This is a genomic window from Pigmentiphaga sp. H8 (assembly GCF_003854895.1).
Classification (GTDB): domain Bacteria; phylum Pseudomonadota; class Gammaproteobacteria; order Burkholderiales; family Burkholderiaceae_B; genus Pigmentiphaga.
The window spans coordinates 3,044,952-3,064,691 of sequence record NZ_CP033966.1; the positions used below are offsets into that span (position 1 = coordinate 3,044,952).

The 19,740-nt window shown below is 67.5% G+C and carries 22 protein-coding genes; 4 read left to right on the top strand and 18 right to left on the bottom strand.

The window, feature by feature from the left end:
- Positions 1-4: 4 nt before the first annotated feature.
- The 5 genes from EGT29_RS14460 to EGT29_RS14480 form a co-directional block, all read right to left on the bottom strand.
- Positions 5-736: a hypothetical protein gene (locus EGT29_RS14460; protein WP_124689648.1), complete on the bottom strand. Its 732-nt coding sequence runs from the start codon at positions 734-736 to the stop codon at positions 5-7.
- Between the two features lie 110 nt (positions 737-846).
- Positions 847-1,707, bottom strand: a complete 861-nt coding sequence (locus EGT29_RS14465; protein ID WP_124692361.1) for a class I SAM-dependent methyltransferase — start codon at positions 1,705-1,707, stop codon at positions 847-849.
- 9 nt (positions 1,708-1,716) lie between these two features.
- Positions 1,717-2,067 (bottom strand): glyoxalase/bleomycin resistance/extradiol dioxygenase family protein, encoded by a 351-nt coding sequence (locus EGT29_RS14470; protein WP_124689649.1) that lies wholly within the window; start codon positions 2,065-2,067, stop codon positions 1,717-1,719.
- A 1-nt stretch (position 2,068) separates the two neighbouring features.
- Entirely contained in the window at positions 2,069-2,245 is a 177-nt protein-coding gene (locus tag EGT29_RS14475) for a ribbon-helix-helix protein, CopG family (protein ID WP_124689650.1), read from the bottom strand.
- Positions 2,246-2,275: 30 nt separating this feature from the next.
- Complete coding sequence (locus EGT29_RS14480; RefSeq protein WP_124689651.1) at positions 2,276-2,575, bottom strand: hypothetical protein; 300 nt, start codon at positions 2,573-2,575, stop codon at positions 2,276-2,278.
- A 240-nt stretch (positions 2,576-2,815) separates the two neighbouring features.
- Here EGT29_RS14480 and dkgB point away from each other — a divergent pair, with 240 nt between their 5' ends.
- From dkgB to EGT29_RS14495, 3 genes are all read left to right on the top strand, one after another.
- Positions 2,816-3,619 carry a 2,5-didehydrogluconate reductase DkgB gene (gene dkgB, locus EGT29_RS14485; RefSeq protein WP_124689652.1) on the top strand — a complete coding sequence of 268 codons (804 nt, stop codon included), beginning with the start codon at positions 2,816-2,818 and terminating at the stop codon, positions 3,617-3,619.
- Positions 3,620-3,706: 87 nt separating this feature from the next.
- Positions 3,707-4,510 (top strand): IclR family transcriptional regulator, encoded by an 804-nt coding sequence (locus EGT29_RS14490; protein ID WP_124689653.1) that lies wholly within the window; start codon positions 3,707-3,709, stop codon positions 4,508-4,510.
- Positions 4,511-4,512: 2 nt separating this feature from the next.
- A complete protein-coding gene (locus EGT29_RS14495) occupies positions 4,513-5,310 on the top strand; it encodes an IclR family transcriptional regulator (protein ID WP_124689654.1) in 798 nt (265 codons plus the stop codon).
- Here EGT29_RS14495 and EGT29_RS14500 read toward each other — a convergent pair.
- From EGT29_RS14500 to EGT29_RS14555, 12 genes are all read right to left on the bottom strand, one after another.
- Positions 5,307-6,119: an enoyl-CoA hydratase-related protein gene (locus EGT29_RS14500; RefSeq protein ID WP_124689655.1), complete on the bottom strand. Its 813-nt coding sequence runs from the start codon at positions 6,117-6,119 to the stop codon at positions 5,307-5,309. The genes EGT29_RS14495 and EGT29_RS14500 overlap by 4 nt on opposite strands.
- 2 nt (positions 6,120-6,121) lie before the next feature.
- Positions 6,122-6,913 carry an enoyl-CoA hydratase/isomerase family protein gene (locus tag EGT29_RS14505; protein WP_124689656.1) on the bottom strand — a complete coding sequence of 264 codons (792 nt, stop codon included), beginning with the start codon at positions 6,911-6,913 and terminating at the stop codon, positions 6,122-6,124.
- Positions 6,914-6,968: 55 nt separating this feature from the next.
- A complete protein-coding gene (locus EGT29_RS14510; protein ID WP_124689657.1) occupies positions 6,969-7,931 on the bottom strand; it encodes a tripartite tricarboxylate transporter substrate binding protein in 963 nt (320 codons plus the stop codon).
- Positions 7,931-8,446, bottom strand: a complete 516-nt coding sequence (locus EGT29_RS14515; protein ID WP_124689658.1) for a MaoC family dehydratase N-terminal domain-containing protein — start codon at positions 8,444-8,446, stop codon at positions 7,931-7,933. Before EGT29_RS14515 ends, EGT29_RS14510 begins: the two co-directional genes overlap by 1 nt.
- A 36-nt stretch (positions 8,447-8,482) precedes the next feature.
- Positions 8,483-9,751, bottom strand: a complete 1,269-nt coding sequence (locus EGT29_RS14520; RefSeq protein ID WP_238159990.1) for a CaiB/BaiF CoA-transferase family protein — start codon at positions 9,749-9,751, stop codon at positions 8,483-8,485.
- Positions 9,748-11,706: a biotin carboxylase N-terminal domain-containing protein gene (locus EGT29_RS14525; RefSeq protein ID WP_124689659.1), complete on the bottom strand. Its 1,959-nt coding sequence runs from the start codon at positions 11,704-11,706 to the stop codon at positions 9,748-9,750. Before EGT29_RS14525 ends, EGT29_RS14520 begins: the two co-directional genes overlap by 4 nt.
- 3 nt (positions 11,707-11,709) lie before the next feature.
- Positions 11,710-13,314 carry a carboxyl transferase domain-containing protein gene (locus EGT29_RS14530; RefSeq protein ID WP_124689660.1) on the bottom strand — a complete coding sequence of 535 codons (1,605 nt, stop codon included), beginning with the start codon at positions 13,312-13,314 and terminating at the stop codon, positions 11,710-11,712.
- A 12-nt stretch (positions 13,315-13,326) separates the two neighbouring features.
- Positions 13,327-13,653 carry a hypothetical protein gene (locus EGT29_RS14535; protein ID WP_124689661.1) on the bottom strand — a complete coding sequence of 109 codons (327 nt, stop codon included), beginning with the start codon at positions 13,651-13,653 and terminating at the stop codon, positions 13,327-13,329.
- Positions 13,654-13,664: 11 nt separating this feature from the next.
- Positions 13,665-15,041 (bottom strand): acyclic terpene utilization AtuA family protein, encoded by a 1,377-nt coding sequence (locus tag EGT29_RS14540; RefSeq protein ID WP_124689662.1) that lies wholly within the window; start codon positions 15,039-15,041, stop codon positions 13,665-13,667.
- Between the two features lie 181 nt (positions 15,042-15,222).
- Complete coding sequence (locus EGT29_RS14545) at positions 15,223-16,191, bottom strand: glycosyltransferase family 9 protein (RefSeq protein ID WP_124689663.1); 969 nt, start codon at positions 16,189-16,191, stop codon at positions 15,223-15,225.
- 165 nt (positions 16,192-16,356) lie between these two features.
- Positions 16,357-17,223: a glycosyl transferase gene (locus EGT29_RS14550; RefSeq protein ID WP_124689664.1), complete on the bottom strand. Its 867-nt coding sequence runs from the start codon at positions 17,221-17,223 to the stop codon at positions 16,357-16,359.
- 13 nt (positions 17,224-17,236) lie between these two features.
- Entirely contained in the window at positions 17,237-18,166 is a 930-nt protein-coding gene (locus tag EGT29_RS14555) for a hypothetical protein (RefSeq protein ID WP_124689665.1), read from the bottom strand.
- Positions 18,167-18,219: 53 nt separating this feature from the next.
- Between EGT29_RS14555 and EGT29_RS14560 the strand changes: the two genes are divergently transcribed.
- Complete coding sequence (locus tag EGT29_RS14560) at positions 18,220-18,987, top strand: glycosyltransferase (RefSeq protein WP_202865536.1); 768 nt, start codon at positions 18,220-18,222, stop codon at positions 18,985-18,987.
- On the opposite strand, the gene EGT29_RS14565 is transcribed toward EGT29_RS14560, so the two are convergent.
- Positions 18,968-19,738, bottom strand: a complete 771-nt coding sequence (locus tag EGT29_RS14565; protein WP_202865537.1) for a hypothetical protein — start codon at positions 19,736-19,738, stop codon at positions 18,968-18,970. The two genes, EGT29_RS14560 and EGT29_RS14565, sit on opposite strands and share 20 nt — an antisense overlap.
- Positions 19,739-19,740 lie beyond the last annotated feature (2 nt).

Here is a 19,740-nt window from a genome sequence, read left to right on the forward strand (position 1 = left end):
GGCCCTAGCGCACCGGCAGGAAGGAAAACAGCATCAGGTTCTGCGCGTAGTTGATGCCCAGCCGGCGCGAATTCTCGCCCAGCAGGTTGGCGATCAGGTCCAGGCGCCCGATGATGGCGCCGAACTCCCGTTCGAAACTCAGGTTGGCCTGCGTGTCCGTCCATTCGTTGGCCAGCAGCAGCGGCTCCCCGCGCGCATCGCGCCGGCTGCCCAGCAGCCAGGCCGCGGCCTCGACGTTGCGAGCCGCGTTGTAGACCCGGCCTCCGTCCAGCAGGTCGAAGGCATAGAAGCGCGTCTTGCCGTCGTGCGCCGCGACGATGGTGTCGGCCATGCCGTAGATGAAGGCGGCGACCCGATCGCCGGGGTAAGCGGGATCGAGCGCCACGGCCAGGATCTCGACGTCGCGCAGGCCCTGGAGCCCCGCCGGCGGCGTGTGGGCATCGATGGACCGCCTGACCGTCTCGGCGGCGGACTCCATGCTGGGTTTGCCGGACTTGCGCCACTCGCGCGGGTTGCGCTTGTAGAGCTTGGTCATCAGCGACATCAGGCTGGACAGGTTGTCACGCATGGCGATGGTCAGGGTCCGATTGAAATCGGTCTGCATCATCTGGTCCGAGGACATGTCCTCGGTACCCCGCGACTCGTAGCCGGGGCGCGGCAGCGCGGTGTACTGGGCACAGCCGGCCAGCAGGGATAAAGCCACCGCCGCCGCGCCCACTGTCCTGAAGCTGGTCATGCGGGATCCGTTCTTCGCGTTGCCGCGAGAATAACCCAATGCGCGGCGATTGCCGCACCGTTGTGAAACAGGTTTTCACAACAATGGTGAACGGATCTTGCGAGGGCCGGCTAGGTGGTCGCCACGAGCAGTTCCTCGGCATTGGCCGGCGGCCGCAGGCCGTCCGCGCGGCCGGAGAAATACCGCCGGGCCAGCTCGTCGGCCGAGACGTGGCGCGCCTCCTTGAATCCCTGCTCGCGGGCCAGCGCCAGGATCTGCGCCGGCAGGAAGAAGCTCACGAACGGCGTTCCGCTCTCGCGCGCGCCCTTCTCCGCCATCTCCATGCCCGGACGCACTTGCGGATCGGCCATGTCCAGCGGCAGCAGGAACGACATCGCAAACGTCGACCCCGGCGCCAGCGTCGCCATCCGGCGCAGCGTGGCGGCGTTCGCCTCTTTCGTCAGGTACATGCTGACCCCGGTGGATACCACGACCGCCGGCTTGCCGCCGTCGAACCCGGCCGCCAGCAAGCGTTCCCACCAGGACTCGCCGGCCTCGAAGTCGACCGGCACGAAGCGCAACCACTCCGGTATCCCCAAGCCCAGTTCGGCCAGCCGCCGCCGTTTCCATTCCTGCGGCCCCGGTTTATCGATTTCGAACATCCGCAACCGCGATGCCACCTCGGGCCGGCGCTGCGCGAAGCTGTCCAGCCCGGCGCCCAGGATCACGTACTGCTCGAGGCCACGGCCGGCCTGATCCACGACCAGGTCCTCGATGAAACGGGCCCGGCCCACGATGGACGCGCGAAACGGCCGGGTGAACCCCTGGTCCATGTCGCCGCGGCGCTGCCAGCCCGGCTCCGGCGCCAGCAGGCGCAGGCCGACTTCATCGTCCAGCACGTGCGGCCGTGCATCGACCTCGACATGCAGCGCGCGCCACAAGGCTACCCGCGCCGCGGTGCTGTCGGGCGCCACATCCTGTTCGTCAGTCACGATCGCCACTCACTTTCCGGCCTGGGCCGGAGCCTGCAAGCGCCAGACGCGACCATCGGGATCGCGCACGGTCATGTCCCGCGTGCCCCAGTGCGTGTCCTCGAACGGCGTGACCACCTCGACGATGGGCTCGGGCTGGAACGCGTCCGCGTCGGGCAGTTTCAGCACGATTTGCGACTCGGGTTTCTCGCTTTCAGGGACCTCGGCGATGAACAGATAAGGACCGTCGCCATTGCGCAGCTGGCCCGAGTTGTGGTCGGTCTCGAACTCCAGCTTGAAGCCCAGGGCCTGGAAGAACCTGGCCGCCTTGCCCCAGTTGTGGGTGGTCAGGAACACGGCTTCGATCCGCTCGGACTTCATGTCACTTCTCCTTTCTGGTAGATCGGCGCCCGGGCCGCTGCGCGTCGAGATAGGCGCGCAGCGCCTCGGCCACCAGGGCCGAGAGCGAGGACTCCGATTCGATGGCGTGATGCTTGACCTGCCGGATCAGGCCGACCGGCAGATAGACGTTGAACTGCTTGACCTCTTCCTCGGCCATGGCGACCCTGTTTGCTAGATTGCTAGCATTCTAGAAACTCCGGTTTGCCTCCGTCAAGTCGAAGCCCAGGCCGAAGCACGTCGGCCCATAACCGGCGCCTTCCCACCCCTTGGCCAGGAAATACAGCGGGAAGAACGCGCCCAGCAGCGGCAGCGCGACGCAGATCGCCATCAGGCCGGCGAACCCCGCGTCCTGCAACAGCCACAGGCCCAGCAGCAGCCGGCCGGCGAGCAGGACCGCATAGGACACCATGCCATGCCCCAGCACCGGCAGCGCCGACGCCAGGCTCAGCAGGGAAGCCAGCGCGTACAGGGCCAGGCCCCGGAACATGCCCGACTTGCCGCCGCGCTCGTCGGCCTGCCGGCCACGGGTGCCGCTGGTGATGCGTTGGTTGACGTAAACGCTTACGGCCGCGCCCGAAGGAACACTGCGAGAGGAATTCTAGAACCCGACGAAACGCACGCGTTTTATTGACTTTAATTCAAATGTATTTGGCTTATACCGCGCTTCATCCGCAAAGGTAAAGCCGGCACAATGCCAGCCATACCCCCGCTATCCAGGAGATCTTCCATGAGCATTCCTTCCTTCGGCGTCGGCACCTTCCGCCTGACCGGCCAGACCGTCATCGACTCGGTGCGCAACGCCCTGGACGTGGGCTATCGCGCCGTCGACACCGCGCAGATCTACGGCAACGAGGCCGAGGTCGGCCAGGCCATCGCCCAGAGCGGCGTCAAGCGCGCCGACCTTTTCCTGACCACCAAGATCTGGACCGACAGCTACGCCAAGGACAAGCTGGCGCCCAGCCTGCGCGCCAGCCTGGAGAAGCTGCGTACCGACTACGTCGACCTGACCCTGATCCACTGGCCGGCGCCGGGCAACGGCGTCGAACTGGGCGAGACCATGGCGGCGCTGGCCGAGGCCAAGGCGCAGGGCCTGACCCGGCAGATCGGCATCTCCAACTTCAACATCGCGCTGACGCAGCAAGCCATCTCGATGGTCGGCAAGGGCGAGATCGCCACCAACCAGATCGAGCTCAGCCCGTATCTGCAGAACCGCAAGCTGACCGCGTTCCTGCAGGAACAAGGCATCACCGTGACCTCGTACATGACGCTGGCCTACGGCAAGGTGCTGAAGGATCCGGTACTGGCCGCGATCGCCGCCAAGCACCATGCCACCGTGGCGCAGGTCGCGCTGGCCTGGGCGCTGCAGCTCGGCTATGCGGTGATCCCCTCTTCCACCAAGCGCGAGAACCTGGCCGGCAACCTGCTCGCCCGCGATCTCAGGCTCGATGCCGACGACATGGCGAGGATCGCCGCGCTGGAGCGCAATGGCCGCGAGGTGGATCCCCAGGGGCTCGCGCCCGAGTGGGACTGATGGCAAGGGCGCGCATCCGGGTCGCCCGCCTGCACGATCCGGCGAAGGTTCACATATACAATTGAGGCCATTTTCTTTCCCAGCCTCATGCAGAACGTCGCCAACCCGTCATCTCGGCAACCAGGCACCCGGGACGTCCGCGTCCTGGCCCGCGGACTCACGATACTCTCCGCTTTCGAGCCGGAGAACGGCTGGTTGACCAACTCCGAACTGGCCGCGCTTACCGACCTGCCCAAGCCCACCGTCTCGCGGCTGACCTCCAATCTGCTGGAAGCGGGCTATCTGGAATACTCGGCCCAGCGGGCTGCCTACCGCCTGGGCATGCCGGTGCTCGCGCTGGGTTTCGCCGCGGCCTCCCATAGCGATTTCGTCGTGCTGGCCAGGCCGCTGATGCAGCAGTTCGCCGACAAGCACCGCGTGTCGGTGGTCCTGGCCTCCCCCGACGCCAGCAGCATGGTGTGCAACGAGGTCGCCCACAGCCGCGAGATGCTGTTCACGCTGCGCGTGCGCGCGGGCTCGCGCCTGCGCATCGACCGCTCGGCCCTGGGCCGGGCGCTGGTCGGCGCCATGGGCGATGCCGAACGCCTGGCCTATCTCGAAAGGCTCGGCGTTGCGGATCCGTCGGCCTGCGAATCCTTGAGCCGCGAAGTGCCTCACGCCGTCGCCCAGATGGCCGGCCAGGGCTATTGCGTGGCGGCGGGCACACTGGAGGAAGGAACCAACGGCGTGGCGGTCGTGATAGATACGCCCGAGGGACCGCACACCTATGCGCTGGGCTGCGCCGCGCCCTCGAACGCGCTGGCCATGGCGCGGCTGAAGCAGGAAGTGGCCCCCGGACTGCTGGCGCTCAAGGCCAGGCTGGAAGCCGAGCTCAGCGCCGGCCAGGAGTAGGCATGGTCAGGACCCGCCAACCGGCCCCCGAATCGCCCCAGGCTGCCGATATCCAGGTCGATTCGCTGCGCCGGGGCCTGGAGATCCTCCGGCTGTTCGACGTGCGCCACCGCAGGCTGTCGCTGGACGACATCTCGAACAGGCTCGGCCTGACGCGAGCGACCACGGACAAGCTCGTGCAGACGCTGCTGAACCACCATTTCCTGCAACCGCTGAGCAACGACGTCTACCAGCCGCATGTCGCCTGCCTGGCGTTGGGACGCGCGGTCAAGCGCCGCCTGCCCATTGCCCAGGCGGCACGGCCGCTGATGCTCGAATTGTCCCAACGCTATGGCGTCCACGTGACGCTGACCACCCGCGACCGATTGCACATGCTGGTGGTCGAGCACTGCGTTCCCTCCGGCAAGGTCCGCCTAGGGCTGACCACCGGCTCGCGCTTCTCCATGGTGGCGTCCGCGTCCGGGCGCGCCTACCTGTGGGGACAGCCAGAGGAACAGCGCCGCGTCCTGCTGGCCCAAATCGAGGACGAGGCCGGCGCGGGCATGCAGCGACAGATCGCCGACACCCATGCGGCCTTCCAGGAGTTGGACAGGAACGGCTGGTGCTATCTGGCCTCGCCGGTCGCCAACCAGACCGCCTCCATCGCCACGCCGGTGCACGCCGGCGACGGCGTGGAATTCGCCCTGGCCGCCATGGCCGTGGGCGCCAGCCTGACGGAAAAGAACCTGCGCCAGCAGGTGGCGCCCGAACTCTTCGCGGTGGCCCAGCGCATCGCGCTCGACAAGGACGCTGGCCGCTAAGACCCCGGCCGGCGCCCCTCGTCCAGCGACCCCAGCGCGTCGCGCACCGCCTGGAGGTGTTCCTCCGAGACGTGGGCGATCGCCTGGAACGCCGCCACGACGTCCAGGTGGGTCGGCAGCGTATGTTGCTCCGCATCGCGCAGCAGGCGCTTGTGCATGCGCATGGCCTGGGCGGGATGCCTGGCGATGCGGCGGGCCAGGCCGTCGGCCCGCGCGCGCAGTTCGTCGTCGGGCACGACATCCGACACCAGGCCGATGCGCAGTGCCTCGTCGGCGTCGATGGGATCGGCCGTGAAAGCCAGCTCCATGGCCTTGGACCGGCCCACCAGGCGGGGCAGCATCCACGCCCCGCCGTCCCCGGCGACGATGCCCAGCCGCGCGAAGCTGACCGAGAAACGCGCGCTGCGCGCCGCGATGCGTATGTCGCAGAAGCAGGCAAGGTCGCAGCCCGCGCCATAGGCCGGCCCGTTGACCGCGGCGATGACGGGGATCTCGGTCTCGCTCAGGGCCAGCGGCACCTGGTGCACCGTGTCCCGGTAGCGCGCCTGCACCTGCGATACGGAGCCGGCCGAGAACATTTCGCGCCGCGCCATCTGCCTCAGGTCGCCGCCCGCGCAGAACGCCCTGCCCTGGCCGGTGATGACGAGCACGCGCGCAGCGGGATCGGCGTTGGCGCGGCGAACGTGGCCGGCCAGCTCCAGGAATTGCTCGGTGCTGGAAAAACGGTTCAGCGTGTCGGGATGGCAGAGCGTCAGGGTGACGATGCCGTCCCGGTCCTCGCGCTGGACGAACCCCTGGTCCGCCGCCATGGCTAGGCTCCGATCCAGCGCGGCGGGCGCTTTTCGGCGAAGGCGCGCGGGCCCTCGATGGCATCCGCGCTGGCATAGACGCGCTCGTGGAACTTGCAGGCCGCCTCGAAGCCGCGATCGCACCCCAGGTCCATCGCCGCCCCCACGCTTTTCTTGGCCGCCCATACGGTCAACGGCGCATTGTCCGCGATGGTGCGGGCGACCGCCTGCGCCCGTTCGCGCACCGCTGCGGGCGTCGCCTCCACGTAGTTGACGAACCCCAATTGATGGAAGCGTTCGATGGGATGCATGTCGCCCGTCATCATCATCTCCAGCAGGAAGGGCTGCGGCAGCATCCACAGCATGGGCACGCCCCACGGCGAGCCCCGCCCCACCTTGGCCTCGGAGATCCCCCCGCGCGTTCCCTGCAGGCCCACCCGGATGTCGCTGTTGGCAGCCAGGACCATGCCTCCCGCGGTGAAATGGCCCGTCATGGCGGCGATGATGGGCTTGGCCACCCGCCGCATGCGCTGGTGGAACGGATCGCGCAGCAGCTCCAGCATGTCCTTGCCCGATTCCGCGCGTACTCTCGCGGCTTCCTTCAGGTCCATGCCGGCCGAGAACGTCCCGCAATCGGCCGAGGTCAGCACGACGGCGCGCACGGCCTCGTCGCGGTCGACCTCGTCCCAGAGATCCAGCAGCCGTTCGCAGACCGCGATCGACAGCGCATTGCGCTGGTCCGGCCGGTTGATGCGGATCGTGGCGATGCCGGATGTCAGCGCATACTGCACGGGGGCATCGGTGGGTGTCGTCATGTCAGGCCTCCTGGAGTCGGAAAGACGGCTCGAAAGATGGCTCCACGCTTGCCCCTCACTCGGGCTTGATGTCGGCGGCGCTGGTAAGCCTGGCGTAGTGCCGGCTTTCCTCGGCGATGTACTTGCCGAATTCGGCCGGCGCCATCGGCGGCAGCAGTTCGTAGCCCACGCCGTCCACCTGCTTGCGCAGCTCGGGTTGCTCCAGCACGGCGCGGACCTCGCGATTGAGCCGGTCGATGATCTCGGGCGACGTCCCCGCGGGCGCGAACAGGCCGTTCCAGTTGCCGATCTCGAAGCCCGGCAGCACCTCCTTCATGGCGGGCACGCCCGGCAGCTTGGCCGAGCGGTCCGGCGTGATGGCCAGCGCCTTGAGCTTGCCCGTGATCATGTAGGAAAGACCGGTCGAGAAATCGATGAACATCATCTGCGTCTGCCCGCCCAGCAGCTCGGCAATGGCCTGGCCGTAAGCCTTGTACGGGATGGCGTTGATCTCCGTCTTCGTCATCACGCGAAAAGTGCTGCCGGTGATGCGAGTGGTGCTGTTGGCATAGGGGAAGGACAGCTTGCCGGGATGCGCCTTGGCATAGGCGATCAGCTCGGCCACCGAGTTGACCGGCACCGAAGGGTTGACCACCAGCGCATGCGGGACACCGCCCACCACGGCCACCGGCGCGAAGTCCTTCAGGCCGTCGTAGGACACTTTCTTGAAAAAGTACTGGTTCGCCACCTGGGTGGTATTGGTGCCGAACAACAGGGTGTAGCCATCCGGCTGTGCGCGCGCGACGTATTCGCTGCCTATCATGCCCGTGGCGCCCGGCCGGTTCTGAACCACCATGGATTGGCCCAGGCGCTTGCTCAGCGCCTCGGCCACCACGCGCGCCACGGCATCGGTCGGACTGCCGGCCGCGAACGGCACGACGATGGTGACCGGCTTGTCGGGATAGGCGGCCTGGGCCGCCGGCAGCCCCTGCGCGGCAAACGCCACGGCGCACAGGCCCATCGATCGCAAGGTTTTCATCATTGGTCTCCCGCAGGGGTGGATTCGTTCGGTCGGGTCTTGACCATGCGCAGCGGCGAGTAGGTCAGCACGGTCTCGCCCCGCTGGTTGACCACGCGGTTGGCGGTACGCACCAGGCCGCGGTCGGCCTTGCTCGTTGCCCTGGCCTCGACCACTTCGCATTCGACATGGATGGTGTCGCCGGCATTGGTCGGCTTGTGCACCTTGATGTCCGCCTCCATGAACGCCATGCCCGTGCGCTGCATGGTGCTCTGCATCAGCAGGCCCTCGGCCATGCAGAAGACCAGCGAACCGGGCGCCGGACGCGATCCGATGATGGATTGCGAGCCGATGTAGTCGAGGTTGGTGAACATTTCCTCGACCATGCCCACCGTTCCGATGAACAGGGTGATGTCCGCCTCGGTGATGGTCCGCCCCAGGGTGCGGAAGCGATAGCCGACCTCGACATCGTCCCAATAGAACCCCATGCCCAGGACCTCCAGCCCGTTGGCGTCGGTCGTGATTGCTCTACGCATGCCTTTCTCCTCCTGGTTTCTTGAATGTTCTCTTGATCAAAGCACGCCGGCTTCGCGCAGCGCCGCCAGTTGCTCGGGCGTCACGCCCACCGTCCGCAGGACCTCGTCGGTGTGCTCGCCCAGCAGCGGCGGCGCGCTTCCCGGCTCCAGCGGCGTGGCCGAGAAGCGCATGGGATTGCGCACCGTCGGCACCCGGCCATAGCGCGGATGCGGCAGCTCGGCGCGCAGGCCCCGCGCGACGACCTGCTCGTCGGCGAAGACCTGGTCCATGCGGTTGATGGGGCCGCCGGGCACCTGGGCCCGTTCAAGCAGCGAAGTCCAGTCGGCCAGGCTGCGCGAACGCGTGACGGGCACCAGCCACGCATCCAGCTCCGCGCGATTGCGCACCCGGTCCGCGATGGTCGCGAAGCGGGCGTCGGTGCCGACGCCGGGCTGGCCCACCGCCTCGCACAGGCGGCGGAACTGCGCGTCGTTGCCGACCGCGAGCACCAGATGGCCGTCCGCCGCCGGATAGACGGCATACGGCGCGATGTTGGGATGGCCGCTGCCCATGCGCTGCGGCACCTGGCCGCTGACCAGGTAGTTCATCGACTGGTTCACCAGCGAGCCGACCATGCAGTCCAGCAGGCTGATGTCGATGTGCTGGCCGCCGTGGCCCCGGTCGCGGTGCTGCACCGCGGCCAGGATGGCGGTGGTGGCGTACATGCCGGCCAGCAGGTCGGCCACCGCCACCCCCGCCCGCTGCGGCCCGCCGCCTGGCAGGTCGTCGCGCTCGCCCGTCACGCTCATCAGGCCGCCCATGCCCTGGATCAGGTAGTCGTAGCCCGCGCGATCCTTGTAGGGGCCGGTCTGCCCGAAGCCGGTCACCGAGCAATAGACCAGTTGCGGATTGATCTCGCGCAGCGAGTCGTAGTCCAGTCCGTATTTCTTCAGGCCACCGACCTTGTAGTTCTCCACGAACACATCGGCGCCCCGCGCCAGGTCCCGGACGATCCGCTGTCCGCGTGGATCGGAAAAGTCGACGGCCACCGATTTCTTGCCACGGTTGCAGCTCATGAAATAGGCGGCGTCGCCGTCTTCCCCCGTGCGTTCGTCGGCCAGGAACGGCGGTCCCATCTGCCGGGTATCGTCGCCGGCGCCGGGTTTTTCTATCTTGATGACCTCCGCCCCCAGGTCGGCCAGATTCTGCGTGGCCCAGGGGCCGGCCAGGATACGGGAAAGGTCCACGACGCGAAGATGGCTCAGCGGCTTGTTCATGGTGGTCTCGGTACGGCCGGCGCCCGCCGGCTCGGAATGGAAGGTCATGGCGCGGCGCCGTAGTCGACCTCGACGATGAGATCGCCCTCGCGGACGCTCTCTCCCCGCGCATAGCGCAAGGCCTGAACGATGCCGGCCTCGCGGGCGGTGATGGCATGCTCCATCTTCATCGCCTCGATGATGGCCAGCGTGTCGCCCGGCTGGACCCGGTCGCCGGGCCGCACCGGCAGCGCCGCGACGACGCCCGACATCGGCGCCGTGGCCAGCCGGTCCGCGTCCGCGCCATCGGCCTCGCGAGTCCTGCGCGGACGCACGGTGTAGTGGTCGCCGTCCACCTGCACATGCCAGCCGGATTCGGCCGGGCACGCTTCCCAGTAGCGGCCGTCCACCTGTCCGCGCAGGTTCGAGGCGTCGCGCACGACATGCGACGCCCTGCCGGCCGCCTCCACTGTCACGCCCCGGCCATCGGCCGCCGCGAAGCCCGCCGCGACCGGTTCCTGGTCCAGCTCGAAATGCGCGCGCCCCAGCGGCGCCTCGGCATCCAGGCAATGCCGGTCCATTGCCCCCTGCCCGGCCTCCCGCGTCCACGGCGAACCTGGCTCCGCGGCCACGGGAAAATGCAGCGCGGCGCCCACCGCCACGGCCGCCTCGCGGCTGCGCGGCGCTTGCAGATCCTTGCGCTCATCCAGGTAACGCGTGTGAACGTGCCCCGAACCGACCGCCGGATCGCCCAGAACGCGCGACAAGTAACCCACGTTGGCGGCCACGCCCAGCAGCACGGTGTCGTCCAGGCCCGCCCTGAGCGCAGCCAGCGCGGCCTGGCGGTCGCCGGCGTGGGCGATGAGCTTGGCCACCATGGGATCATAGAAAGACGGGACCTCGCCCGAAGCGTCCAGCGCCGTGTCCACCCGCAGGCCGGCGGGCCATCGCGCGTGGACCACCGTGCCCGGCGACGGCCGAAAATCCTGCGCGGGATCCTCGGCGTAGACGCGCGCCTCGATGGCATGGCCATGGCATGCGATGGCGGATTGCGCCAGCGGCAAGGCCTCGCCCGCCGCCACCCGCAGTTGCCATTCCACGAGATCCAGGCCCGTAACGGCCTCGGTAACCGGATGCTCGACCTGCAGGCGCGTATTCACCTCCAGGAAGTAGCATTGGAGATCGCGGCCGACGATGAACTCGAAGGTTCCGGCGTTGCGGTAGTTCAGGCTGCGCGCGCCTTGCAGCGCCGCCTCCAGCAGACGCTCGCGCGCCTGGGCGGGCAGGTCCGGCGCGGGCGCCTCTTCCACCACTTTCTGGTGGCGGCGCTGGAGCGAGCATTCGCGTTCGAAAAGGTGCACCGCCCCGCCCCGGCCGTCGCCGAAGATCTGCACTTCGATGTGGCGCGGCTGGCCGATGTAGCGCTCGACGATCATGCGGCCGTCGCCGAAACTGCTGCGCGCCACCCTGATCGCCGACTCGATCGCGTCCGCCAATCCTTCATGGCGCGTGATGACCTGCATGCCCTTGCCGCCGCCACCGGCCGAGGGCTTGAGCAATACCGGCAGTTCGATGGCGCGCACCTGCGCCTCGAGCTGCCCGGGATCGTCGCTGGCTTCGTCGGTGCCCGGCACCACGGGAACGCCCGCCGCGCGCATCAGTGCCTTGGCTCGCGCCTTGTCGCCCAGCATGGAAATGGTTTCGGGCGCGGGTCCGATGAACACCAGTCCCGCGTGCTCGACGGCCGCGGCGAATTCGCTGTTCTCGGACAGGAAGCCGTAGCCCGGGTGCACCGCTTCACAGTTCGTGCGCAGCGCCGCCTCGACCAGCCGGTCGCCGCGCAGATAACTGTCGCCGGCCGGCCCCGGTCCCAGGCACACCGTTTCCACCGCGCCGCCCAGATGGGCCGCGGCGGAGTCGGCTTCGGAGTGGACCGCCACATACTCGATGCCCAGGCGCCTGCACGTGCGCGCGATGCGCCGGGCAATCTCTCCCCGGTTCGCGATCAGGATTCTCTTCCACATGTCCTACATCCTGAAAACGCCGAAGCGTGTCGATTCCTCGGGGCTGCCCGCCGCCAGCGCCAGGCCCAGCGTCAACCATGCGCGCGTATCGGCGGGCTCGATCACGCTGTCCACCCACAGGCGCGACGCCGCATGCAGGGCCGTGCTCTCGGCATCGTAGACGGCGCGCACCGGGGCCTTGAAGGCCTCGGACTCCTCGGCGGAAAATGCCTTGCCCTGGCGCGCCAGTTGCTCGGCGCGCACCAGGGCCAGCACCGTGGCGGCCTGCTCGCCCCCCATCACCGACGTCCTCGCGTTCGGCCACATCGCCATCAGGCGCGGCCCGAAGGCGCGCCCGCACATGGCATAGGCGCCCGCGCCGTAGCTGCCGCCTATGACCACGCTGAACTTGGGCACGCGCGCGGTGGACACCGCGTTGACCATCTTGGCACCGTCCTTGGCGATCCCGCCCTGCTCGTACTGCACGCCGACCATGAAGCCGCTGATGTTGTGCAGGAACACCAGCGGGATATTCTCCTGGCAGCACAGCTCGATGAAGTTGGCCGCCTTCTGCGCACTCTGGCCGAACAGCACCCCGTCGTTGGCCAGGATGCCGACCGGATAGCCGCCTATCGCGCCCGTGCCGCAGATCAGGCTGGCGCCGTAGCGCTCCCGGTAGGCGACGAACTCGCTGCCGTCCAGCAGCCGCGCCAGCACGTCGCGGATCGGAATGGCCTGCTTCGGATTGGCGGGAATCAGCCCGGGCAGTTCGGCCGGATCGTGGCGCGGCGGAACCGGCGCCCGTGGCGGTGCCGGCAAGGCACCGGTCTTGCCACGCGCCACGATGTCCCGGACCAGTGTCAGCGCGTGCAGCTCGTCGTGGGCGAAATGATCGGCGACGCCGGACAGGCGCGTATGAACGTCGGCCCCGCCCAGCGCCTGCGCATCGACCCGTTCGCCGGTGGCCGCCTGCACGAGCTGCGGCCCACCCAGGTAGACCGTGCCGGCCTGGTCGACGATGACGGTCTCGTCGCACATCGCGGGAATGTAGGCGCCGCCCGCCGTGCACGCTCCCAGCACGGCCGCGACCTGCTTCAGGCCCAGGGCGGACATCTCGGCGATGTTGCGGAAGATCTTGCCGAAATGATGTTCGTCGGGAAAGATGTCCCCCTGCAGCGGCAGGTAGGCGCCGCCGGAATCCACCAGGTAGACGCACGGCAGCCCGTTCTCGCGGGCAATGGCCTGCGCGCGCAACTGCTTCTTGATGGTGAGCGGATAGTAGGTGCCGCCCTTCACCGTCGCGTCGTTGGCCATGACCACGCAGGCGCGGCCCGCCACCATCCCGATGCCGGTGATCATGCCCGCGCCCGGCGACTGGCCGTCGTACAAGCCATCGGCCGCGAGTTGCCCGATCTCCAGGAACGGCGTTGCGGGATCCAGCAAGGTATTGATCCGTTCGCGCGGCAGCAGCTTGCCCCGCGCGAGATGCGTCTGGCGCGCGCGCTCGCCGCCGCCTTCGATGGCGCGCCGGCGCGCGGCATCCAGCGGTACGCGCAGTTCGGCATAGGCCGCGGCGTTGGCGGCGAACTCCTTGCCGTCGGTGCGCGTGCGGGAGGATAGGATGGCCATGGCGTCGAATCGTCAGGAAAGCGTCTCGGCGCCACGCACCGGCAAACGCATCAAGGCATAGCCCAGCGACTTGCCGGTCTGGTCCAGCCGCAGGGTGCGCGTGGCACCACCGCCCAACGCGTGGCGCATGACCACGACCACCGCGCCGATGTTGTCCATGGGATGGCACTCCACCTCGCCCCGCACCCAGTCGCCGTAGATCCGCTTCACGTCGGCCGGCGTCACGCTGGCGCGCAGCCACGCATATTCTCGCGGGCCGCGGGCAACCAGGCCCACGGAGCAGACGTCCCCCTTGTCTCCGGACCGCACGTAGGCGATATCTTTCACTTGCAGTGTCATCGGCATGCTCCTCAAGCCACCAGGATCTCGGTCTTCTGTACGACGGCGTCGCGCGGGATCAGCGTCGGCCACAGCGCGATGACGGGACGCGGCTTCATCGGCGTGCCGAACGACGTGCCGCCCGGCCCCATGATCCAAAGATTCGTCCCGGCCCGCCGCACCTTGTCGGCTTCCTCCTGGGTACGCGTACGCACCGCGCAGCGCAGCCCCACCTCGGGCAGTTCGTTGGCCCACTCCCGGCCGGGAAACGCCGCCGCCGGCCCATGCAGGGTGTTCAGGCCGACGAAATCGAAATGCACCTGGTCGGCCGCGAGCCCCATCCGCTCGAAACGCTCGAGCAGGGTCTCGCGCGCCTTCACGGCACGGTCGTAGGCATTGGGCCACGGGAAAAAGGCCATCGTCTCCCCTATCCAGCCGTCCTGGTAGCCCACTACCATCTTCCACTGGTCGGGCGCGGGCTCCCCCCGCATGCCGCTGACGCGGACGCGGTCCTGGCCTTCGTCATTCAGCGCGAGAGACGTGAAATCCGCCACCGCGTCGGGCATCAGATAGCGGCGGGGATCGCCGATTTCGTAGACGAGGTGTTCCTTGACGGTCCACTGATCGACCCGGCCGCCGCTGCCCGGCAGCTTGGTGACGGTGGCATCGCCCGTCTCGCCGACCTCCAGGATGGGGAAACCGACCCGGCCCATGTGCGGCATTTCCGCGAACCGCGACGACATGCCGCCCGAGCAGCCCGCCGCGCATTCGACGATATGCCCCAGCGTGACCGCCGCGGCATACCGGTCCACGTGCGCCGCGTCGCGGCGCCAGCCGAATTCGTGCGCCAACGGACCGACGTACAGCGCGTTGTCCGACACCCGTCCGGCGATGACGACATCGGCCCCGCCGGCCAGCCCCTCGCTTATCCCCGAGCTGTCGGTATAGACGTTCGCGCAGACCACGCGATCGCGAATGGCCGCGAAATCCTCGTCTCCCGTATCGAGATTGCGCAGCGGCACGCCTTGCGCGGCCAGGGCATCCAGCTTGTCCAGCATGTCATCGCCCTCGATCAGGGCGATGCGGGCGCCGCCCAGTCCCGCCTGGCGGGCCCCCTGGGCGATCCGGTCAGCCGCGGCGCGCGGATTGACGCCGCCGCCATTGGAAATCAAGCGCGTGCCGGCGGCCTTGGCCTTCGGCAGCAACGCGATCATGGCCTGCACCGCATCCGGCACGTAGCCGGCATCGGGCCGCTTCAGCTTCTGCCGCTGCAGCAATGCCATGGTCAGTTCGGCCAGATAGTCGAAACACAGGTAGTCCAGGTTCGCCCGTTCCAGCAGTTCTTCCGCGGGGTCCAGCGCGTCGCCCCAGAAACCCGACCCGGCACCCATCCGCACGATGCGGCCCATATCTGCCTCCGCTTTCTAATTTCGTTTTATTTTGTCTAATTTCATTATATTTTTCATTCGACGAAAACGTCAAGCGCGAGATCCAGGCTCGTCCGGGGTCAGGTTGCTTGGGGATTGCGCGGTTGCTGGCGGTAAGCGTACATGGGACCGGGCTGCTGCCCCTGCCCCCGTTCGTCTTCGGCTATGCGCGGCTCTTCGTCATCGGCGTCTGCGCGATGGGGCTGGCACTGATCATGGACTTGCTCGTCGTCCGCTCGCCCGTGCTGCCTTGATCGAAAGCCAGCACAGCCTCCGAGACCCGCCGGCGCAGCCTCTCGATCGCGGCCTCGACCTTGCGGACCGACAACAGGTACTTCCATGAATGTTCCCGCATCCATCGGCCGGGCATCAGCGGCGGCGCGGTAACCGTCACGCTGGGCGCCCAGCCCGGCGCCCAGCGCACCGCGATTCGCGGCCGCATCGCGAGCGAGACGGCCGGTACTCCCACGTTGGAGGCCAGGTGGGCAAGGCCCGAATCGTTCCCCACGAAAAGACGAGCCGTTGCGAGCCAGCGCGCCAGGTCGTCAAGGGATTCGTGCGAGACCAGGCGAAAGCCCTGTGCTTCTACCCATGCCCATTCCTCGCGCTCGCGCGGCGCGACGACGAAGCTCGGCTCGTAGCCCCGGCCGCGCAGCCGGCGCGCGAGTTTCAGGAAACGACCGGGCAGCCACTGCTTCTGGATGTCGCTTGCCGTGGGATGAATGATTACCCGATTGCCCACCCCCGACACGCCGACGTCGACCGGCACGGCCAGGCCGTTGTCGCGCGTCAGGGCATCCAGCCCGAAACAATGGCGACATACGTCCAGCTGGATGTCCACCATGGGCTTGACCTGGCGATACGTGGGCCATCCGTCCATGCCCCAGACGCGCGGATGCCAGTCGTGCACATCGTCCGGCACGTCGGTTTCGTAGGCGTGCAGCACCACGTCGAAACGCTCGAGCCGGCTCCGGGCCTGCGTCGCATGCAGGGCGGGCTCTATGCGAAAGCCGGGAAACCACGTGCGCATGGCATGCAGATGGCGGCTGAAGACCGTGACATCGATCCCATGGCGGACGAGATTGTTGGCGACCACCATCGAGATCAGCGTGTCGCCGATGCGCGGCGACATCACGAAGGCAACAGACCAGCCTGGCTGGATCGGATGTCGGGGATGGTTGATGGCAGCCCCCTTTGTGCAATGGTCCAGGTCGATGTAATCGACTCTACTCTGCCCTCCGGTGCGACTTGTTTTTTATCGTAACCAAATCGTCACCGGATATTCGCAAGTGAACGATCAATCGGCGGAGCCGCCCAGGCCCAGGCGCGACCAGAACGAGCGCTTGCGGGTGCGGTGGTTGCCGGCATAGTCGCGCTGCGTGGACTTCATCACGTCGCCGAATGGCTGCGGGGCCCGATAGCTGTCGAGCGCATATCCCGCGGACAGCGCTTCCCGATAGCAGGTATCGAATAGCCCGGCCAGGTCGGCCCTCGGATGCGGCAGCACCCGGCCGTCGAACCAATGCTCGCGGCCTTCCCGCTCCAGCCTGGGGAAGGCGTACTTGTGGCTGAACTGCGTTCCCATGTCCGAATAATGCAGGATGCGAATGTCATCAAGCGGCGTTCGCTCGCCATCGATGTTGTTGTAGTCGGAATGCATAGGCTCGATCAGCTCGGGATGTCCGGTGAAATACCGCATCATGCGCTGGTGCGCGTCGGGCTCGGCGCGCAGGCTTTCGATGGGCGGCAGATGCGCCCGCGCGGCGGCGCAATCCCATACCGTCACGCAAAAACGCCACGAGGCCTTGCGTCCCTTGCCGCTCAGGACCTTGCCCGCGCCGAACGGCATGCGCCAGAGTTCGGCCAGGTCGCACAGCACCAGCATGTCGGTGTCCAGGTAGATACCCCGGCCCTGATAGCCGCAGAACGCCGGCACGCCCCAGCGGAATCCCGAGAACGGCGTGGCCCACGCTTGCGTCCGCCAGCCCAACCCCCGCTCCGGATCGGCATGCCAGAAGCTGGACGGATCCCTGGAGAGCCGCATCCACTCGATGTCGATGGGCAGCGAACAGTGCTTGCGCGCGCTGTATTCCAGCACCATCATCTGTTCGAGATCACAGTCGTTCGGATCGCATCCGACGAAAAGCCTGATCCGGTCTTCCATATGCTCCTCGGCATCAACCCCCGGCCAGCGTGCGCCAATCCTGCTGATGGAACATGCCGCCCGACAGCGCGCCGCCCGGCGACAGGTTGACGATCCGCACGCCCGATTCGCGCAGCAATGCCGCGGCCCGTGTGAACGATGGCAGGATATGGCCGGGCAGGTATTGGTCGAGCGTGGTGGGAAGGCGATCGGCGGGCGACTCGTAGAAGCGGGCCGCGGTGGCGGCATTGCAGAGATCGACGCCATGCAGCACGATTTCCGAGAACCCCAGCCAGGCCATGACCTGAAGGCCAGTGTAAGCCACGGTCCCGACGTCGAACACGCCCTTGCGGATGTCGCGGCTGAATCCCAACGCCCGGTCCGGGTCGAAAACGGCCAGCTCGCCGTCGGGATGATCGCGCCGCACTTGCGCCATCGTCCGCGCCGGCAACAACGCGCGCCGCTGGGGATTCTCGATCAGGAACAGCCGGCAGCGCAGCGCCTCGGGTGGTATCCGTTGCAGCACGTGCCACAGGCACAACGGCGTGGTGAACAACAGCAGGTCCTGCCCGACGATGCGGCGGACCAGCTCGGGGCGGGCGCGCACAAAGCCCGTATCGTTGAAACAGTAATAGTCGAAGCGCAGGGCGTAACGGTCGAGCAGCGCGATGGCGCCGTTCACGCCCATCACGTTGGTCAAGGACAGCCGGCCGTAGTCGATCTCGTTGATCGACGGGCCGCAGGCGATGATGTGCCCCGTTCCGGACGAGGCTCCCCGCGCCACGCTCGCATTGGCCAAGGGCAGCGGCCGGCGCCGGTACGCATAGCCGGCCACATGGCCTTGGGCGTCGCGTCCGACCGACACGTGCGGCCACAGGCGCTCGTTGTGGCGCTGGCCCGGACCGTGGGTGTAACGGTACAACAGCTTCAGCGCGGTGTTGGCGAATCGGCGGGCGACGGGCATGTGGCCAATTGTTTGCTGATCCGCCGGGAATGTCGAGGCGGCGCCTGTTTCTTATGAAACGTTGTGATACGCCCGCCCGGGCGGCGGCCCGGTACAACATGGGGTTCCAGCAGAACTCGACCCGGCCGGCCATGATAGAAACTGCCCGCATCTACATAGGCTTCGACAGCAAGGAAGTCGTCGCCTATCACGTGCTGTGTCAGAGCATCCTGGAGAAAAGCTCCATGCCTGTTTCCATCACCCCGGTCGCCCTGGATCATCTGGAGGGCGTCTTCGCCCGACCGCGAAATCCGCTGCAGTCGACCGAGTTCTCGTTCTCGCGCTTCCTGGTGCCCTACCTGAGCGGCTTCCAGGGCTGGTCCCTGTTCATCGATTGCGACACGCTGGTACGTACCGACATCGCGGAGCTCTGGGCCCTGAGGGACGAGCGCTTTGCCGCGATGTGCGTCAAGCACGACTATGTGCCCAAAAGCGAGACCAAGTTCCTGGGGCAGGTCCAGGCCAAATACACGAAGAAGAACTGGTCCAGCGTTCTGCTCTTCAATAACGCGAAATGCCGCCGGCTCGACCCCTACTACGTGAATACCGCGACCGGGCTGGACCTGCACCAGTTCAAGTGGCTCGAGTCAGACGACCTCATCGGTGAACTGCCCACTGCGTGGAACTGGCTGGTCAATGAATACCACTACCTGGCCGACGCCAGGCTGGTGCACTTCACCACCGGCGGCCCCTACTTCGACGAACGCAGGCACGACGACTATGCGGACGAATGGTTCGCCACCCGCGATCGCCTTCTGCATGTCAGGCAGCGCGGCCGGTGACTCGCTGCGCGCATCCCTCATCCCACAAGGGGATGCCCGTCGCGCGGGCAACCTGCGGATCGGCGGTGAAAATGGGCCGCCCCGCATCGAGCAGGCGTTGCAGGATGATCAGATCCATGCGCACATGCAGCCGCGCCAGGCCCGCATCGTTGTAGGCGTGCCCGGCCGAGCCCGGGTCGATGCCGGAGATGATGACCGCCGGCGCGCCATGATGGAGGGCGTACAGCACCGCGTTGATGCCGTTCGAGCACTTCGACTCGGCATCGATCTCCAGCGAATGCAGGCCCGCCACCTTGTCGAGCAGCGCCATCCGTTCATAGCGGTCGACGATGTAGAGATGGTCGTAGCGGTAGTCGAACGACGCCAGCCCGCGCTCCAGCCGCTCGCGTTCGCTCTTGCGCCACAGCAGCACGTAAAGCGCCCGGGTCCGCCGCCCGCCCAGGACCCGCCGGACCTCGCGCGCGTTGTGCGTGGTTCCCTCGATCTGGTTGAACATCATCATCGTGATGTCGGGCACCTCGATGCCCCAGCGCGCGGCCACCGCCTGGGATCCGTTCACCGTGATGATGGCATAGCCGCCATCCAGGCCCACCGGCCGACTGGCCCGCGGCGCGGAGCCGACCACCACCACCGGGCCTTTGATGTCGAAAGGCAGCGGAGGCGGCGCGGGCCGGGTCAGACGGTACTTCATCCACCGATACAGGCGCTTTTTCGTATCGATGAACCGTTGCCGCATCTTGCTCGCCGTCATCG

What these genes read in the sequence shown, in the direction of transcription:
- EGT29_RS14475 (WP_124689650.1), bottom strand. Translation starts at nt 2,245, where the DNA reads ATGGCCGAGGAAGAGGTCAAGCAGTTCAACGTCTATCTGCCGGTCGGC.
- EGT29_RS14515 (WP_124689658.1), bottom strand. Translation starts at nt 8,446, where the DNA reads ATGCGTAGAGCAATCACGACCGACGCCAACGGGCTGGAGGTCCTGGGC.
- dkgB (WP_124689652.1), top strand. Translation starts at nt 2,816, where the DNA reads ATGAGCATTCCTTCCTTCGGCGTCGGCACCTTCCGCCTGACCGGCCAG.
- EGT29_RS14480 (WP_124689651.1), bottom strand. Translation starts at nt 2,575, where the DNA reads ATGTTCCGGGGCCTGGCCCTGTACGCGCTGGCTTCCCTGCTGAGCCTG.
- EGT29_RS14550 (WP_124689664.1), bottom strand. Translation starts at nt 17,223, where the DNA reads ATGGAAGACCGGATCAGGCTTTTCGTCGGATGCGATCCGAACGACTGT.
- EGT29_RS14490 (WP_124689653.1), top strand. Translation starts at nt 3,707, where the DNA reads ATGCAGAACGTCGCCAACCCGTCATCTCGGCAACCAGGCACCCGGGAC.
- EGT29_RS14555 (WP_124689665.1), bottom strand. Translation starts at nt 18,166, where the DNA reads ATGCCCGTCGCCCGCCGATTCGCCAACACCGCGCTGAAGCTGTTGTAC.
- EGT29_RS14505 (WP_124689656.1), bottom strand. Translation starts at nt 6,913, where the DNA reads ATGACGACACCCACCGATGCCCCCGTGCAGTATGCGCTGACATCCGGC.
- EGT29_RS14525 (WP_124689659.1), bottom strand. Translation starts at nt 11,706, where the DNA reads ATGTGGAAGAGAATCCTGATCGCGAACCGGGGAGAGATTGCCCGGCGC.
- EGT29_RS14565 (WP_202865537.1), bottom strand. Translation starts at nt 19,738, where the DNA reads ATGACGGCGAGCAAGATGCGGCAACGGTTCATCGATACGAAAAAGCGC.
- EGT29_RS14510 (WP_124689657.1), bottom strand. Translation starts at nt 7,931, where the DNA reads ATGAAAACCTTGCGATCGATGGGCCTGTGCGCCGTGGCGTTTGCCGCG.
- EGT29_RS14530 (WP_124689660.1), bottom strand. Translation starts at nt 13,314, where the DNA reads ATGGCCATCCTATCCTCCCGCACGCGCACCGACGGCAAGGAGTTCGCC.
- EGT29_RS14470 (WP_124689649.1), bottom strand. Translation starts at nt 2,067, where the DNA reads ATGAAGTCCGAGCGGATCGAAGCCGTGTTCCTGACCACCCACAACTGG.
- EGT29_RS14540 (WP_124689662.1), bottom strand. Translation starts at nt 15,041, where the DNA reads ATGGGCCGCATCGTGCGGATGGGTGCCGGGTCGGGTTTCTGGGGCGAC.
- EGT29_RS14500 (WP_124689655.1), bottom strand. Translation starts at nt 6,119, where the DNA reads ATGGCGGCGGACCAGGGGTTCGTCCAGCGCGAGGACCGGGACGGCATC.
- EGT29_RS14520 (WP_238159990.1), bottom strand. Translation starts at nt 9,751, where the DNA reads ATGACCTTCCATTCCGAGCCGGCGGGCGCCGGCCGTACCGAGACCACC.
- EGT29_RS14495 (WP_124689654.1), top strand. Translation starts at nt 4,513, where the DNA reads ATGGTCAGGACCCGCCAACCGGCCCCCGAATCGCCCCAGGCTGCCGAT.
- EGT29_RS14545 (WP_124689663.1), bottom strand. Translation starts at nt 16,191, where the DNA reads ATGTCGCCGCGCATCGGCGACACGCTGATCTCGATGGTGGTCGCCAAC.
- EGT29_RS14460 (WP_124689648.1), bottom strand. Translation starts at nt 736, where the DNA reads ATGACCAGCTTCAGGACAGTGGGCGCGGCGGCGGTGGCTTTATCCCTG.
- EGT29_RS14535 (WP_124689661.1), bottom strand. Translation starts at nt 13,653, where the DNA reads ATGACACTGCAAGTGAAAGATATCGCCTACGTGCGGTCCGGAGACAAG.
- EGT29_RS14560 (WP_202865536.1), top strand. Translation starts at nt 18,220, where the DNA reads ATGAAACGTTGTGATACGCCCGCCCGGGCGGCGGCCCGGTACAACATG.